The sequence below is a fragment of the Vagococcus sp. WN89Y genome (assembly GCF_052220145.1).
Taxonomy (GTDB): Bacteria; Pseudomonadota; Gammaproteobacteria; order Enterobacterales; family Enterobacteriaceae; genus Kosakonia.
The window spans coordinates 165,317-181,098 of the sequence record NZ_JBQPOM010000031.1; the positions used below are offsets into that span (position 1 = coordinate 165,317).

Consider the following 15,782-nt stretch of genomic DNA (forward strand, 5'->3'; position numbering starts at 1 on the left):
AGTTCTTTTCTGCTTTTTGAGCATGATAAAAACTATTTCATGAGCTTCTTCTATGACTAATGTTTACTTGTCTTTTTGTGTAATAGCATTATTTGCAACTAATCAGACTTATGGTAAAGATAAAAAGTGTGATTTTCTTTGGGGTACTGCATCTTCATCTTATCAAGTTGAAGGTGGCTGGAATGCTGAAGGGAAAGGTCCATCGAATTGGGATTACTTTACTCATAACAATGTCACTAAATATACTATTGGGAAATCTGAAAATGGTGATATAGCGACTAACCAGATCTCGAGAGAAGTTTATTTGAAAGATATCAAGTTGATGAAAGAGCTTGGGGTTAATTCTTATCGCTTTTCTATATCATGGTCCAGAGTTATGCCTGATGGTGAGGTGCTTAATCCTCAGGGCATTGCATACTATGCTAAACTTATTGCTGATCTTAAAGAAAATGGTATAAAACCTATAGTTACTCTTTATCACTGGGATATGCCATTAGCATTATATAATCGGGGCGGTTGGGCAAACCCGGATTCTCCTTTCTGGTTTGATAAATACGCTCAAATTATTTTTAAAAAATTTGGTGACACTGTTCCAGTGTTCATAACTTTTAATGAGCCTGAGGGCTATGTATTCACATTGGAACCATTAGCTGATAATTTAGTAAAAAATAAAGTACATCCTTATGAATCAGTCCTTTCTGTGAAATCTCGTAGTAGGCAAGCCATTTCTTTGCATAATGTTCTTTTGGCTAATGCCTTGGCCGTTAAGTCATTTCGTCGTAGCAACCATGCCGGGAAAATAGGCCTCGCTCTAAATCTTTCACCATGTATCGACCCAAAAAACAAGAATTCAAAAGCGGCAGATATTTGTAATGATTTACATAACCATTGGATTCTAGATGCTCTTTTCAAAGGAAAGTATCCACAATCAATTCAGAAGATGTATCAAAACGCCGAGCCTAGCTTTGTGGTGAATAATAAGGATATGCTGTTAATAAAAGCAAGCAAACCTGATTTTATTGGAGTCAATTATTATGGTCCAACTTTGGTTAAAGATGATAATGATCAACCTTTTGGTGTTGGTAATCGTCCCAATCCTGACATTAAACCCGCTTATAATGGGCCTGTTTCTCCCAATGACATGGTTGATATGCTTAAAAAATTTGACCAGAGATACGGAAAACAGTCATATATTCTCACTGAGAATGGCGCGGGGTTTGGAAACAAGGATGAAGTCAGAAATGGTGCAGTAATTGAAGATTCCTTGCGCGCAGAGTATCTGGAAAAACATATCCACGCTGTAATGCAAGCGCGGCAGAACAATATTAACATTGTTGGGTATCTTTATTGGAGTTTATTAGATAACTTCGAGTGGTTATGGGGATATGATAATAAGTTTGGTTTAATTAGCGTTGATTTTAATGATAGGAATTTAACGCGCATGCCAAAATTGTCATATTATAGATACCAGACGTTGATAAAAAATTATTCTCAAATTAATAGCTGCAAAGCTAATAAATGATTCTGCCTTTGATAGCGGTGGGTATCCTCTGCATATATCGCTTTTTATCCACAATACCGCTTCTATCTACTACCTTTATCTTTGCAAACTAAGTTAATATAATTAAATCAATGGCTGATCGTTTTCTACGAACAGTGACCAAACCTGACAGGAGTATGTAATGTCCAAGCAACAAATCGGCGTTGTTGGTATGGCCGTGATGGGGCGCAACCTGGCGCTCAACATCGAGAGCCGTGGCTATACCGTTTCCGTTTTCAACCGCTCGCGCGAAAAAACTGAAGAAGTGATTGCCGAAAATCCGGGCAAAAAGCTGGTTCCTTACTACACCGTTGAAGAATTTGTTCAATCGCTGGAAACCCCGCGTCGCATCCTGCTGATGGTTAAAGCGGGTGCTGGTACCGATGCAGCCATCGACTCACTGAAACCTTACCTCGATAAAGGCGACATCATTATTGATGGTGGTAATACATTCTTCCAGGACACGATCCGCCGTAACCGCGAACTCTCGGCTGATGGATTTAACTTTATCGGTACCGGCGTTTCCGGTGGCGAAGAGGGCGCGCTGAAAGGCCCATCCATCATGCCTGGCGGCCAGAAAGAAGCCTACGAACTCGTTGCACCAATTCTGACTAAAATTGCTGCTGTAGCAGAAGACGGTGAGCCTTGTGTGACCTATATTGGTCCGGACGGTGCAGGCCACTACGTGAAGATGGTGCATAACGGCATCGAATATGGTGACATGCAGCTGATTGCGGAAGCCTATGCGCTTTTGAAAGGCGGTCTGAACCTTTCTAACGAAGAGCTGGCGAAAACTTTCAGTGAGTGGAATCAGGGCGAACTGAGTAGTTATCTGATCGATATCACCAAAGATATCTTCACTAAAAAAGATGAAGACGGTAAATACCTGGTTGATGTGATTCTTGATGAAGCGGCCAACAAAGGCACTGGTAAATGGACCAGTCAGAGCGCGCTGGATCTCGGCGAACCGCTGTCGCTGATCACAGAGTCGGTGTTTGCTCGTTACATCTCTTCCCTGAAAGATCAGCGCGTTGCAGCATCCAAAGTGCTGTCCGGCCCGCAGGGTAAACCGGCGGCTGACAAAGCTGAATTTATCGAGAAAGTGCGCCGTGCTCTCTACCTTGGCAAAATCGTATCTTACGCCCAGGGCTTCTCTCAGCTGCGCGCTGCCTCAGATGAGCACAACTGGGATCTGAACTACGGTGAGATTGCGAAGATCTTCCGCGCAGGGTGCATTATCCGCGCGCAGTTCCTGCAAAAAATTACTGATGCGTATGCTGAAACACCGGCAATCGCCAACCTGCTGCTTGCGCCGTACTTCAAGAAAATCGCGGATGATTACCAACAAGCTCTGCGTGATGTAGTTGCTTACGCAGTGCAAAACGGTATTCCGGTGCCGACTTTCTCTGCGGCAATTGCTTATTACGACAGCTACCGTTCTGCGGTGTTGCCTGCGAACCTGATCCAGGCACAGCGTGATTACTTCGGTGCTCATACGTATAAACGCACTGATAAAGACGGAGTTTTCCACACCGAGTGGCTGGATTAATCCGATATTCACCTGAATGATGCATAAAGCCCGATTACTGCAATCGGGCTTTTTTTTCGATTAGTAATGCTATTTAAAAATAATATTCTGATTTTTAATTTTAAATCATCTGTAAACAAAATTTAATCTCGTCGTATCTATTTTTCCCCACCTTGACGTTACTCAACATTAGCGGTAAAAAACCAAACAGTTATTGAATACAGCGGTGGCATTAATGCGCCATCTCCGGTTATCACACTGACATAAGTTGCTTATCAAATGAAAATTACCATCTCCGGAACAGGGTACGTTGGCCTCTCTAACGGAATTCTGATTGCACAGAATCATGAGGTCGTGGCGCTGGATATCGTGCAATCCAAAGTGGATATGCTGAATCAGAAAATTTCTCCCATCGTTGATAAAGAAATCCAGGATTATCTGCAGAATAAACCGCTTAATTTCCGCGCGACGACAGACAAAAACGACGCCTATCGCGATGCCAGTTACGTTATCATTGCCACGCCAACAGATTACGACCCTAAAACTAACTACTTCAATACCAGTTCTGTCGAAGCGGTCATCCGTGATGTCCATGAGATTAACCCGCAGGCGGTGATGATCATTAAATCGACCGTTCCCGTTGGTTTTACTCAGTCCATCAAAGAAAAAATGGGTATTGATAACATTATTTTCTCGCCGGAATTCCTGCGTGAAGGGAAGGCGCTATACGATAACCTGCATCCGTCGCGAATCGTTATCGGTGAGCGTTCAGAGCGTGCCGAGATTTTTGCCGGTCTGTTGCAGCAGGGCGCTATCAAAAAAGATATTCAGGTTCTGTTTACCGATTCAACGGAAGCTGAAGCTATTAAACTTTTTGCCAATACCTACCTGGCAATGCGCGTGGCTTACTTCAACGAACTGGATAGCTACGCAGAAAGTCTCGGCCTGAATACGCGTCAGATTATCGAAGGGGTTTGCCTCGACCCGCGTATTGGCAACCACTACAACAACCCTTCCTTTGGTTATGGCGGTTACTGCCTGCCAAAAGACACGAAACAGCTGCTGGCCAATTATCAATCAGTGCCGAACAATATCATCTCTGCGATCGTGGATGCTAACCGCACGCGTAAGGATTTCATTGCTGATTCAATTCTTGCACGCAAGCCGAAAGTTGTCGGAATTTACCGTTTAATTATGAAGAGCGGCTCCGATAACTTCCGTGCTTCTTCGATTCAGGGGATCATGAAACGCATCAAAGCGAAAGGCGTGACGGTAATTGTTTATGAGCCTGTGATGCAGGAAGATGAGTTTTTCCACTCTCGCGTAATACGCGATCTTGATGCGTTCAAACAGGAATCTGACGTTATTATCTCTAATCGTATGGCCAAAGAACTGGCTGATGTGGAAGAAAAAGTCTATACCCGCGACCTGTTTGGTAATGATTGACCTTAAAGCGGCTCGTCAGGGTCGCTTTAATTATTCAATAAAGTAATAATTAGTTCTTCTTTTCATAATAAATGTCTAAAATCATCTTGTCCTATAGTAAAAATAGCCGTAACAGCTTAAGTTGCTGGCTGTAATTTTATTTTGCTTTTTCACAAGGTTACCATGTCATACGAAAACAATAATGTTATCGCGCGGTCAGGTAGTGAACCTGAGCAGATTGATTTGATAGATCTTTTAATTCAGCTATGGCGCGGGAAATGGACGATCGCCATTTTTATCATTCTCGGCGTAATCATAGCTGGAGCATATCTTAGCGTTGCTAAAGAAAAATGGACCTCCACAGCAGTGATCACCATGCCGGATGCCGGGCAGATTGCAGATTATACCAACGCCATGCGTGTGCTCAGTGGCAATTCTGATTTCAAAATTAACGATATCCAGCAGCAAGCAATTGGACGTTTTAGTTCTGCTTTCTCTGCCCTTGCCGCTACGCTGCAAAATCAGGAAGAGCCAGAAAAACTGACGCTTGATCCCTCCGTCACGGGTCAGCCGTTGCCGCTTAAGGTTATCTATCAGGCGCAAACGGCAAAAGAAGCCCGGCAAAAACTCGCTCAGTACATTCAGCGAGTTGATGAACAGGTGGCGAAAGAGCTTGATCATGACCTGAGAGCGAATATTAAGTCTTATAGCGAGGATCTCGCCCAGTCGCTGGCAACGCAGGAAAAAGTGGCTGAAGAACAAAAAGCGCTGCGCCTGAAGCAGATAGCTCTTGGCCTCACTGTTGCACGAGACGCCAATATTCAGACTCCGCAGGTACAGCAAACGCAGAATGTCACCCAGGACACGCTTTTCTTGCTTGGTAGTGCAGCACTTGATGCCATGATCAAGAATGAAGCTTCCCGACCGCTGGTTTTCTCAGATGATTATTACAAGACCAGGCAGCACTTGCTGGATATCAGAACGCTCGTTCCTAATGCTTCCAATGTGCATGCTTATCGCTATGTGATGAAGCCTGACCTGCCGCTTCGCAAAGACAGTCCGAAGAGAGCATTAATCATGGTGCTTGCCGTACTGCTTGGCGGCATGATTGGCGCAGGAGTTGTGCTGGCGCGAAATGCTGTGAGAAATTACAGATCCAAAGCATAAAATGTTTAAACCGGGCCCCAGCGCCCGGTTTTATCTTTATTTATGTCGCTTACGTAAATTCTCAATCACTGCCGTGAGATCCAGCTGCTGGTCCTGCAACAGCACCAGCAGGTGATAAAGCAGGTCAGAGGCTTCGTTAGTTAACTCTTCGCGGTCATGCACTGTGGCGGCGAGCGCGGTTTCCACACCTTCCTCGCCCACTTTTTGCGCAATACGCTTGGTACCGCTGGCATACAGTTTAGCCGTGTAAGAGCTTGCCGGGTCGGCAGTTTTGCGTGCAGCCAGCAGTTCTTCTAGTTGGTACAAGAAAAGCCACTGATGGCTGTTCTCGCCAAAGCAGCTTGAGGTGCCTTTGTGGCAGGTTGGACCAACAGGATCAACCAGCAGCAGCAGCGTATCGTTATCACAGTCCACCGCGATGTTCACAACATTCAGAAAGTGGCCGGACGTTTCGCCTTTCGTCCACAAGCGCGCTTTTGTGCGTGAATAAAAAGTTACCTTGCCGCTTTCGCACGTTTTTGCCAGCGCCTCTTTATTCATATACCCAAGCATCAATACTTCGCCGGAAACGGCGTGCTGCACCACGGCGGGCAGCAGCCCGTCCGTTTTTTCCCAGTCCAGTTGGGAAAACTGTTGCTCTGTTAACATACCCTTATCTCCACGCCCAGGCAGGCCAGGTAATTTTTTAATTCACCAATATTAATAATTTGTTTGTGAAACACCGAAGCGGCCAGCGCGCCGTCGACATTGGCATCCCGGAAAGCTTGCAGAAAATGTTCCATGGTCCCGGCCCCGCCGGAGGCAATCAGCGGCACATGGCAGACGTCGCGCACCTTTTTCAACTGCGTAAGATCGTAACCGTTACGCACGCCGTCCTGATTCATCATATTCAGTACGATCTCCCCGGCACCGCGCTTTTGCACCTCCTGCACCCACTCCAGCGTTTTCCATTGGGTGATACGGGTACGGCTCTCGTCGCCGGTATATTGATTGACGTGATAGTTACCAGTGGTTTCGTCAAACCAGGTATCAATACCCACCACGATACACTGCACCCCGAAGCGATCGGCCAGCCGGGTAATCAGCTCCGGGTCCGCCAGCGCCGGGGAATTAATAGAAATCTTATCTGCGCCAAAAGAGAGAATTTTGGCCGCGTCCTCAACAGACTTAATCCCGCCCGCCACACAGAAGGGAATATCAATCACTTCAGCAACGCGCGTGACCCAGCTTTTATCCACCACACGACCATCGCTGGAAGCCGTAATATCATAAAAAACAAGCTCGTCGGCGCCTTCTTGCGCATAGCGTTTTGCCAGCGGGACAATATCGCCAATAATTTCGTGATTGCGAAACTGCACGCCTTTTACCACCTGGCCATCACGCACATCGAGACAAGGTATTATCCGTTTTGCCAGCATTGAATCGCCTCCTTCACCGTGAACTTACCTTCCAGCAGCGCACGACCGACAATCACGCCGCGCACGCCCGTGCCGCGCAGGGCGGCGATATCATCAAGGGAGCCGATGCCGCCGGATGACTGAAACGCGACGCCTGGGAAACGTGCGCAAATCTCCTGATAAAGGCTGACATTCGAGCCTTTCAGCGTACCGTCGCGCGAAATATCCGTACAAAGCACGTGCTGTAACCCAACCTGCTGATAGGTCTCCACCAGTGCTTCCAGCGTGACCCCGGAGTTTTCCTGCCAGCCGCTAACCGCCACCTGCTTATTGCCCTGGTCGTCAATACGAACATCCAGCGCCAGCACGAGTTTTTCAGCACCGAAGCGACGAAACCACGCTTTCACCATCTCCGGTGATTTTACCGCTGTTGAACCGACGACAACCCGTGCTGCACCCGCTTGTAGCAGCGCCGCGACATCCTCTTCGCTGCGCACCCCCCCGCCGACCTGCACCGGGACATTCACCCCGGCTATCAATTTTTGTAGCAAGGTTATTTGCCGACGAGCCGGGTCTTTAGCACCGGTTAGATCAACAAGATGTAAAACATTAGCGCCCTGGGCGGCATATTCCTGTAAGCGTGGCAGCGGATCGTTACCGTAGTCACGCTGCGTTGCATAGTCACCCTGGTGCAGGCGCACCACGGTGCCATCAATCAAATCTAACGCGGGAATAATCATCACATCTCCAGGAAGTTTTTCAGTAACTGCGCGCCAGCGCGCCCCGAACGTTCCGGGTGAAACTGCACGCCATAAAAGTTGTCGTGCTGCACCGCAGCGCTAAAGGCGTCGCCATAATCACAGCGCGCGATAGTGTCGGCACTCACGGGCATCGCATAGCTATGCACAAAGTAAAAGTACGCGCCGTCATCAATGCCCTGAAACAGGCGATGGCCCGCTTTTGCATAGACCCGGTTCCAGCCCATGTGCGGCAGTGGCAGGCCAGCGTCACGCATCTTCACGACGTCCTGGTCGATTACCCCCAACAAATCAACGCCGTTGCTCTCTTCGCTAAAACGCCCAAGTAGCTGCATGCCCAGGCAGATACCCAGCACCGGCTGCGTACAGGCTTTAACCAGTTCAATCAGTTCGCGCTCACGCAACTGATCCATCGCTGCCTGCGCGGTGCCGACGCCGGGCAAAAACAGTTTATCGGCGTGCAACACTATCTCTGGGTCACGGCTCACCACAGGGTAATAACCGTGGCGTGCGACCGCCGACGTGACCGAGTGGAGATTGGCGCAGCCTGTATCCAGTATGACGACATTCATCACAGCACTCCTTTTGAGGAGGGAAGCGTATCGCCTTCCACGCGGATAGCCTGGCGCAGGGTACGACCAAAGGCTTTAAACAGGCTTTCCACGCGGTGGTGATCGTTTTTGCCTTTGGTTTTCAGGTGCAGCGTCACCGCCATGGTGTAGGAGAGCGAGCGGAAGAAATGCTCCACCATTTCGGTACTCAAATCACCCACGCGCTGATAGGTGAATTCGGCTTTATATTCCAGGTGCGGACGCCCGGAAATATCCAGCGCGCAACGTGCCAGACACTCATCCATTGGCAGGACAAAACCAAAGCGGTTGATACCACGCTTGTCGCCGAGCGCCAGTTTTAGCGCTTCGCCCAGCGCCAGCCCGGTATCTTCCACCGTGTGGTGATCGTCAATATAGAGATCGCCTTTGACGGTAATCTCCATGCGAAAACCGCCGTGGGTGGCAATTTGATCCAACATATGATCAAAGAAGCCGACGCCGGTGTTGATTTTGCTGCCGCCTTCACGATCGAGCCAGACTTTGACGTCAATCTGCGTTTCCCGGGTGTTGCGTTCAACATGCGCGAAGCGGTCACTGCGGGTTAGCTGCTCGCCAATCATCGCCCAGTTCAGCGTTTCGCGGTGATAGCGCAGCCCGCCGATCGCCATATTATTCGCCAGCTCAATGTCAGTGGCGCGATCGCCGATAACATAGCTGTTGGCTTTATCGATAGCCCCTTCAGCCAGCCAGCGCTCGACCATGCGGGTTTTCGGTTTACGGCAATCGCACGCGTCATCAGGCAGATGCGGGCAAATTAATACCTCCTCGAACGCCACACCTTGCGAGGTGAAGACCTGCATCATCAGCTCATGTGGTCCGTTGAAATCTGCCTGCGGGAAACTATCGGTCCCCAGTCCATCCTGATTGGTTATCATCACCAGCTTGTAACCGGCTTTTTGCAGCGTTAGCAGCACCGGGATAACGTCCGGCTCAAACGCCAGCTTGTCGAATCTATCCACCTGAAAGTCGGTGGGCGGTTCACTAATCAGTGTTCCGTCACGGTCAATAAACAGGTACTTCTGGCTCATACTTGCTCCGCACGTAAGGCGTCGATGACGCGCTGGCTTTCCTGACGGGTACCGATTGTAATACGCAGGCAGCCGCTTAAAGAGGGTTGTTTGTTTTGATCTCTCAGGATAATGCCCTGATCCCAAAGAGATTTAAAGACGGCGCTCGAGGCGGTGATCCGCGCGAGAATATAGTTGGTTTCAGAATCGAAAACCTGCTCAACGCAGGGGATATCACGTAGCGCGCTGACCAGAAACTGCCGCTCGCTGATAATTTGCGCCACGCGTTCGCGCATGGCCACGATACCCTGCGGGCTGAGCGCCTGGGCGGCGATGTCCGCCACCGGCGTTGAGAGCGGGTACGGGGCAATCACTTTGAGCAGCAGATTAATTACCTCTTTATTGGCCAGCGTAAAACCGCAGCGCAGGCCCGCCAGCGCAAACGCTTTGGAGAGCGTGCGCAAAATCACCAGGTGCGGGTACTCGTCAAGCCAGCCGACCAGCGAGGCCTGGGGGCAAAACTCAATATAGGCTTCGTCGGCTATCACCAGCGTTTTCCCGCGCGTCATCTCCAGCAGTACGCGCATATCCTGCGGGTTGATAATTTGCCCGGTCGGGTTGTTCGGGCTGCATACATAGACCAGTTTCACCCCTTCCAGGTTGTCAGCGATGCCCTGCAAATCAAGCTGCCAGTCTTCTCGTGCCAACACGGTGCGATACGGCACGCCAAAGGTTTCTGCGCTGACGCTGTACATGCCATAAGTCGGCGGGCAAAAAAGCACCGCGTCCAGGCCTGGCTCGCAAAACGCGCGAATAAGCAGTTCAATACCTTCATCGGCCCCGCGGCTGACCAGCACTTGCTCCGGCGTGACGCCCGCATACCGGGCATAGTTGTCGATAACCGCCTTCGGCTGGCACTCCGGGTAGCGGTTTAACGACTGCTGAGTAAAATCAAACGGCACCGCCGTCGGAAATTCGTTGGCATTCAGCCAGACGTCGCCTTTCCCGCCAAGACGGCGCGCGGACTGGTAAGGCGTCAGTTCGCGCACATTTTTCCGCGCCAGTTCTTCGATGCTCATGCTTGCTCCTTGAGCGCATTCATGCGCAGGGTGACGGCGTTTTTGTGAGCGGTCAGGCGTTCGGCCGCCGCCAGCGTTTCGATGGTGCCCGCCAGGGCGGCAAAACCTTCGCGTGAGAGTTCCTGCACCGTCATGCGCTTCTGGAAATCAGCCAGCCCGAGACTTGAACTGGTCGCCGTGTAACCATAGGTTGGCAGGACGTGGTTAGTCCCGGAGGCGTAATCACCGGCGGATTCAGGCGACCAGTCGCCAAGAAACACTGATCCGGCGTTGGTGATGCTCGCAACCAGCGCGCGCGCATCACGTGTCTGGATAATCAAGTGTTCCGGGCCATACAGATTGGAGATTTCCACACACTGCGCCAGGTCGCGCGCCACAATCAGGCGACTGGCCGAGAGCGCCTGGCGGGCAGTTTCCGCGCGCGGTAACTCGGCCAGCTGGCGTTCGACCGCGTCGGCGACGCGCGCCGCCACAGAGGCATCGGGCGTCAGCAGGATAACCTGCGAGTCCGGGCCATGTTCTGCCTGGGAGAGCAAATCAGAGGCAACAAACTCCGGCGTCGCGCCGCTGTCGGCAATTACCAGCACTTCGGAAGGCCCGGCTGGCATATCAATCGCCGCGCCATCCAGACGCTGGCTGACCTGGCGTTTCGCTTCGGTCACAAACGCATTTCCAGGTCCGAAGATTTTGTTCACTTTCGGCACCGACTCGCTGCCAAAAGCGAGCGCTGCGATAGCCTGCGCACCGCCGACTTTGAAAATCTCCTGCACACCGCACAGCTGCGCAGCATACAGGATTTCATCGGCAATCGGCGGGGGAGAGCAGAGCACCACGCGCGGGCATCCGGCGATACGCGCAGGCGTCGCCAGCATCAGAACGGTTGAGAACAACGGCGCAGAGCCGCCGGGAATATAGAGGCCAACGGAGGCCACCGGGCGGGTAAGTTGTTGGCAACGCACGCCTGGTAAGGTTTCAACATCCACGGTTGGCAATGTTTGCGCGGTGTGAAAAGTGTCGATATTCTTTACGGCAACCGCCATTGCCTGTTTCAGCTCATCGCTCAGGCGAGCGCTGGCGGCACTTATCTCTTCAGGGGTAACTTTCAGCGCATCCACCTGAGTTTTGTCGAATTTTGCACTGTACTCGCGCAGCGCGCTGTCGCCACGCGCTTTGACATCGTCAAGGATAGCCGCCACCGTGCGGGTAATGCTCCCGGACGCGGAAATTGCCGGGCGTGTTAGCAGTGCGCGCTGTTGTTCAGCCGACGCATTATTCCAGTCAATGATAGTATTGAAGCTCATGGTCTTACTCCATCATCTTCTCAATCGGCAGCACCAGGATGGAGCTTGCCCCCAGCGCTTTCAGTTTTTCCATCGTTTCCCAGAACAGGGTTTCGCTGCTGACCATGTGCATTGCCACGCGTTGCTGATCGCCTGCCAGCGGCAGGATCGTCGGACGCTCCGCGCCTGGTAGCAGCGCAATCACTTCATCCAGACGTTCAGTCGGAGCATGCATCATGATGTATTTGGATTCACGCGCCTGGATAACGCCTTGTATACGTGTGAGCAATTTATCAATCAGCTGTTGTTTCGCATTCGGCATGTCGCCATCGCGCTGGATAAGGCAGGCTTTCGAGCGGTAAATAACTTCTACTTCGCGCAGGCCGTTTGCTTCAAGCGTGGCGCCGGTCGAGACCAAATCACAAATTGCATCGGCCAGGCCCGCGCGCGGAGCCACTTCAACGGAACCATTCAGCAGGCAGGATTTGAAGGTGACATTTTTCTGATCCAGATAGCGTTTGAGCAGGTGCGGGTAGGAGGTGGCGATGCGTTTGCCGTCCAGCGCGGCCAGACCGTCCCAGGGTTCATCAACCGGCGTTGCCAGCGACAGGCGACAGCCGCCGAAATCGAGGCGACGCAGGGTAAAGTAGCGCGGATCTTCGCCCTGCGCGCGGCGGGTCAGCAACTCTTCTTCGAGGACGTTTTCACCGATAATGCCAAGATCAACCACGCCGTCCATCACAAGGCCTGGAATGTCATCATCACGAACGCGCAGGATATCGATAGGCATATTTTCAGCCAGGGCAATCAGGCGCTGGGTGTGCAGGTTGATTTTAATACCGCAGCGAGCCAGTAATTCGCGTGAATCATCACTCAGGCGACCGGATTTCTGAATAGCTATGCGTAAGCGCGAGTTATCTAACATTCTGTTGTCCTCTTTGTCCTGCTGAAATTTGGTTCAAAAAAAAGCCCCCGGAAGAAGATCTTCCGGGGGCTTTCTCTGCGTTCATGCACCACTGGAAGATCCAAACGTCTTCCAGCACACATCGCCTGAAAGACTAGTCAGGATGATGGTGATGATGGTGGTGTTTAAATTGAACGCGTGTCATAAATTTCTCGATGAATGCTTATTCATGTGTTGTTAATTAACCTAAACCACTTTGGCTGCCAAAGGCAAGGTCTTTTTTATCAGCAAATCACTTCATATAACTTCTATGAATTGTCAGTTGCCGCTGGCTGGCGTAGCCTTAAAGTGTCAGTTGCCAGAGAAGGGAGAGAGACATGAAGAAAGTCGCCATTATCGGCTTGGGATGGCTTGGTATGCCGCTGGCGATGTCGCTCGCCGCGCGCGGCTGGCAAGTGACCGGCAGCAAAACCAGCCTGGACGGAGTCGAAGCCGCACGCATGTGTGGCATCGACGGCTATTTACTGAGGCTTGATCCTGAACTTATTTGCGAGCCTGATGATCTTGATGCGCTGATGAATGTGGATGCGCTGGTGCTGACGCTTCCGGCCCGGCGTAGCGGGGGAGGCGAGGACTTCTATTTACAGGCCGTGCAGGAGATTGTTGATAGCGCGCTGGCTTATCGCATCCCACGCATCATTTTTACCAGCTCTACGTCCGTGTATGGCGATACCAGCGGTATCGTAAAAGAGAACACGCCGCGCAATCCGGTGACGGCAAGCGGGCGGGTGCTGAAAGAGCTGGAGGACTGGCTGCACAATCTGCCCGGTACGTCAGTGGACATTCTGCGACTGGCGGGCCTGGTTGGCCCGGCGCGCCATCCGGGGCGTTTCTTCGCCGGAAAAACAGCGCCGGACCCGGAACAGGGCGTCAATCTGGTGCATCTGGAAGATGTTATGGCGGCGATCGCGCTGCTGTTACAAGCGCCCAAAGGCGGGCATATTTATAACATTTGCGCACCTTTGCATCCGCCACGCAAAGTATTTTATCCGGTAATGGCGCGCCAGCTAGGACTGGAGCCGCCCGTTTTCACCGCATCCGGCGGCCAGGTAAAGAGCAGAAAAGAGGTCGATGGTAGCCTTATTTGTAAAGAGTTGGGCTTTGAGTATCTCTATCCTGATCCGTTGCAAATGCCCTTCGAATAGCCTTATTTTAGCAATTCGTGCTATTAATACATCTAATGATTCAGTGAGAGGATAAAATTCAAGCACTTAACGCGTTAAATTAAGTGAGATACCTCTCATTGTATTGTCATGCGGCCACAACCTGGTGCAAAATATGCCGCTGCAAAAAAGAAGAGATTAGCCGACGTTAAACGCGTCGGTTATTTTTTTGCCAGCAAGAAACGTCATTCTATTAAAGAGGCCGGGCTTCGTACCGGATAGATACACATTCAAAAACCGACAGTCGTTGTCGCTGAGGAAAGATTACAAATGGGGCAATATTTTGCTTTTGCGACGGCTTTCGCCGTACCGGAGGATAGCCATGTCGCATAACGTTACTCCAAAAACCTCTCGCGTGGAATTACGTAAGACCCTTACGTTGATTCCGGTTGTAATGATGGGCCTTGCCTATATGCAGCCGATGACGCTGTTCGATACATTTGGTATCGTTTCAGGCCTGACTGACGGCCACGTTGCCACCGCGTACGCTTTTGCGCTGGTCGCGATACTCTTTACTGCGCTGAGCTACGGCAAACTGGTTCGCCGTTTTCCATCTGCGGGCTCTGCGTACACCTATGCACAGAAATCCATCTCTCCGGCCGTAGGCTTTATGGTTGGCTGGTCGTCGCTGCTGGACTATTTGTTCATGCCGATGATCAACATTCTGCTGGCGAAAATTTACTTCGAAGCGCTGGTATCTTCCGTGCCGTCATGGATTTTTGTGGTGGCGCTGGTGGCCTTTATGACCATCTCCAACCTGCGCAGCATTAAAACTGTGGCGAACTTCAACACCCTGATTGTTATTTTGCAGATGGGGATTGTTGCGGTGATCGTGGGGCTGATTATTTACGGCGTTTCTCACGGTGAAGGCGCAGGGACTCTGGTTAGCTCTCGTCCGTTCTGGTCAGAAGGCGCGCACGTCGTACCAATGATCACCGGGGCGACTATCCTGTGCTTCTCCTTCCTGGGCTTTGACGGTATCTCTTCGTTGTCAGAAGAAACCAAAGACGCTGAGCGTGTTATCCCGCGCGCAATCTTCCTGACCGCGCTGATTGGTGGCCTGGTGTTTATCGCTGCGTCTTACTTTCTGCAGCTCTATTTCCCGGACATCTCACGCTTTAAAGATCCGGATGCGTCTCAGCCGGAAATCATGCTGTATGTTGCCGGTAAAACCTTCCAGTGGGGCGTGCTGATTTTCTCCAGCGTGACCGTACTGGCTTCTGGCATGGCAGCCCATGCGGGCGTTTCTCGTCTGATGTACGTTATGGGGCGCGATGGCGTGTTCCCGAGCCGTTTCTTTGGCTATGTGCACCCGAAATGGCGCACCCCGGCCTGGAACGTGCTGCTGGTGGGCGCGATTGCTTTGCTGGCAATTAACTTTGACCTGGTCACGGCGACAGCGCTGATTAACTTTGGTGCGCTGGTTGCTTTCACCTTCGTTAACTTGTCGGTTATCTCCCAGTTCTGGATCCGCGAAAAGCGCAACAAAACGCTGAAAGATCACTTCAACTACCTGGTTCTGCCGGTGTGTGGTGCGCTGACCGTTGGTGCGCTGTGGATTAACCTGGAAGAGAGTTCCATGATCCTGGGCCTCATCTGGGCGGCGATTGGTCTGGTGTATCTGGCGTGCGTCACCCGCAGCTTCCGTAACCCGGTACCGCAGTACGAAGATATCCCGCAGTAAATCTGCGCAGTCTCATTCCACTAAAACCGGAGGCCTGGCCTCCGGTTTTTTATCTATAGAAAACCCCCAGCTAGGCTGGGGGTTCCGGAAAGCTTTCAGCTTTAAGCCAGTTATTAAAACCCCTTTTGATTTGTTAAAACACCTTGCGGTCTGGCAACTGCAAAAGTTCAACAAGAAAT

16 protein-coding genes and 1 other annotated feature are annotated in these 15,782 nt (G+C 51.0%); of the genes, 7 read left to right on the forward strand and 9 right to left on the reverse strand.

What is annotated here, in order from left to right; translation table 11 throughout:
* Positions 1–52 precede the first annotated feature (52 nt).
* The 4 genes from ACTU3N_RS13590 (at position 53) to wzzB (ending at position 5,660) form a co-directional block, all read left to right on the forward strand.
* Positions 53–1,522, forward strand: a complete 1,470-nt coding sequence (locus ACTU3N_RS13590) for a glycoside hydrolase family 1 protein (protein ID WP_443086668.1) — start codon at positions 53–55, stop codon at positions 1,520–1,522.
* A 160-nt stretch (positions 1,523–1,682) separates the two neighbouring features.
* The gene (gndA, locus tag ACTU3N_RS13595) at positions 1,683–3,089 is read left to right on the forward strand and encodes an NADP-dependent phosphogluconate dehydrogenase (protein WP_443086669.1); all 1,407 of its coding nucleotides are present in this window, start codon (positions 1,683–1,685) and stop codon (positions 3,087–3,089) included.
* Positions 3,090–3,347: 258 nt separating this feature from the next.
* Entirely contained in the window at positions 3,348–4,514 is a 1,167-nt protein-coding gene (ugd, locus tag ACTU3N_RS13600; RefSeq protein ID WP_443086670.1) for a UDP-glucose 6-dehydrogenase, read from the forward strand.
* A gap of 162 nt (positions 4,515–4,676) precedes the next feature.
* Positions 4,677–5,660, forward strand: a complete 984-nt coding sequence (gene wzzB, locus ACTU3N_RS13605) for an LPS O-antigen chain length determinant protein WzzB (RefSeq protein ID WP_443086671.1) — start codon at positions 4,677–4,679, stop codon at positions 5,658–5,660.
* A gap of 36 nt (positions 5,661–5,696) precedes the next feature.
* On the opposite strand, the gene hisIE is transcribed toward wzzB, so the two are convergent.
* The 9 genes from hisIE to hisL form a co-directional block, all read right to left on the reverse strand.
* A complete protein-coding gene (hisIE, locus tag ACTU3N_RS13610) occupies positions 5,697–6,308 on the reverse strand; it encodes a bifunctional phosphoribosyl-AMP cyclohydrolase/phosphoribosyl-ATP diphosphatase HisIE (RefSeq protein ID WP_443086672.1) in 612 nt (203 codons plus the stop codon).
* On the reverse strand, positions 6,302–7,078 hold the full coding sequence (gene hisF, locus ACTU3N_RS13615) for an imidazole glycerol phosphate synthase subunit HisF (RefSeq protein ID WP_443086673.1): 777 nt from the start codon (positions 7,076–7,078) through the stop codon (positions 6,302–6,304). Before hisF ends, hisIE begins: the two co-directional genes overlap by 7 nt.
* The gene (gene hisA, locus ACTU3N_RS13620) at positions 7,060–7,797 is read right to left on the reverse strand and encodes a 1-(5-phosphoribosyl)-5-[(5-phosphoribosylamino)methylideneamino]imidazole-4-carboxamide isomerase (protein ID WP_443086674.1); all 738 of its coding nucleotides are present in this window, start codon (positions 7,795–7,797) and stop codon (positions 7,060–7,062) included. The genes hisF and hisA overlap by 19 nt, the downstream gene beginning before the upstream one ends.
* On the reverse strand, positions 7,797–8,387 hold the full coding sequence (hisH, locus tag ACTU3N_RS13625; protein ID WP_443086675.1) for an imidazole glycerol phosphate synthase subunit HisH: 591 nt from the start codon (positions 8,385–8,387) through the stop codon (positions 7,797–7,799). The genes hisA and hisH overlap by 1 nt, the downstream gene beginning before the upstream one ends.
* On the reverse strand, positions 8,387–9,454 hold the full coding sequence (hisB, locus tag ACTU3N_RS13630) for a bifunctional histidinol-phosphatase/imidazoleglycerol-phosphate dehydratase HisB (RefSeq protein ID WP_443086676.1): 1,068 nt from the start codon (positions 9,452–9,454) through the stop codon (positions 8,387–8,389). The genes hisH and hisB overlap by 1 nt, the downstream gene beginning before the upstream one ends.
* The gene (gene hisC, locus ACTU3N_RS13635; protein ID WP_443086677.1) at positions 9,451–10,512 is read right to left on the reverse strand and encodes a histidinol-phosphate transaminase; all 1,062 of its coding nucleotides are present in this window, start codon (positions 10,510–10,512) and stop codon (positions 9,451–9,453) included. Before hisC ends, hisB begins: the two co-directional genes overlap by 4 nt.
* Positions 10,509–11,813 (reverse strand): histidinol dehydrogenase, encoded by a 1,305-nt coding sequence (gene hisD, locus ACTU3N_RS13640; RefSeq protein ID WP_443086678.1) that lies wholly within the window; start codon positions 11,811–11,813, stop codon positions 10,509–10,511. The genes hisC and hisD overlap by 4 nt, the downstream gene beginning before the upstream one ends.
* A gap of 4 nt (positions 11,814–11,817) precedes the next feature.
* The gene (gene hisG, locus ACTU3N_RS13645; protein ID WP_443086679.1) at positions 11,818–12,717 is read right to left on the reverse strand and encodes an ATP phosphoribosyltransferase; all 900 of its coding nucleotides are present in this window, start codon (positions 12,715–12,717) and stop codon (positions 11,818–11,820) included.
* A gap of 35 nt (positions 12,718–12,752) precedes the next feature.
* Positions 12,753–12,875, reverse strand: a sequence feature (His leader region).
* Positions 12,851–12,901 (reverse strand): his operon leader peptide, encoded by a 51-nt coding sequence (gene hisL, locus ACTU3N_RS13650; RefSeq protein WP_001364200.1) that lies wholly within the window; start codon positions 12,899–12,901, stop codon positions 12,851–12,853. Its footprint overlaps the feature before it by 25 nt.
* Before the next feature lie 172 nt (positions 12,902–13,073).
* Between hisL and ACTU3N_RS13655 the strand changes: the two genes are divergently transcribed.
* From ACTU3N_RS13655 to ACTU3N_RS13665, 3 genes are all read left to right on the forward strand, one after another.
* Positions 13,074–13,901: an SDR family oxidoreductase gene (locus tag ACTU3N_RS13655; RefSeq protein WP_443086680.1), complete on the forward strand. Its 828-nt coding sequence runs from the start codon at positions 13,074–13,076 to the stop codon at positions 13,899–13,901.
* Positions 13,902–14,189: 288 nt separating this feature from the next.
* Positions 14,190–14,252, forward strand: coding sequence for a membrane protein YoeI (gene yoeI / locus ACTU3N_RS13660; RefSeq protein WP_443086687.1), 63 nt, complete (start codon positions 14,190–14,192; stop codon positions 14,250–14,252).
* Positions 14,242–15,603, forward strand: coding sequence for an APC family permease (locus ACTU3N_RS13665; RefSeq protein ID WP_443086681.1), 1,362 nt, complete (start codon positions 14,242–14,244; stop codon positions 15,601–15,603). Before yoeI ends, ACTU3N_RS13665 begins: the two co-directional genes overlap by 11 nt.
* Positions 15,604–15,782: the final 179 nt, after the last annotated feature.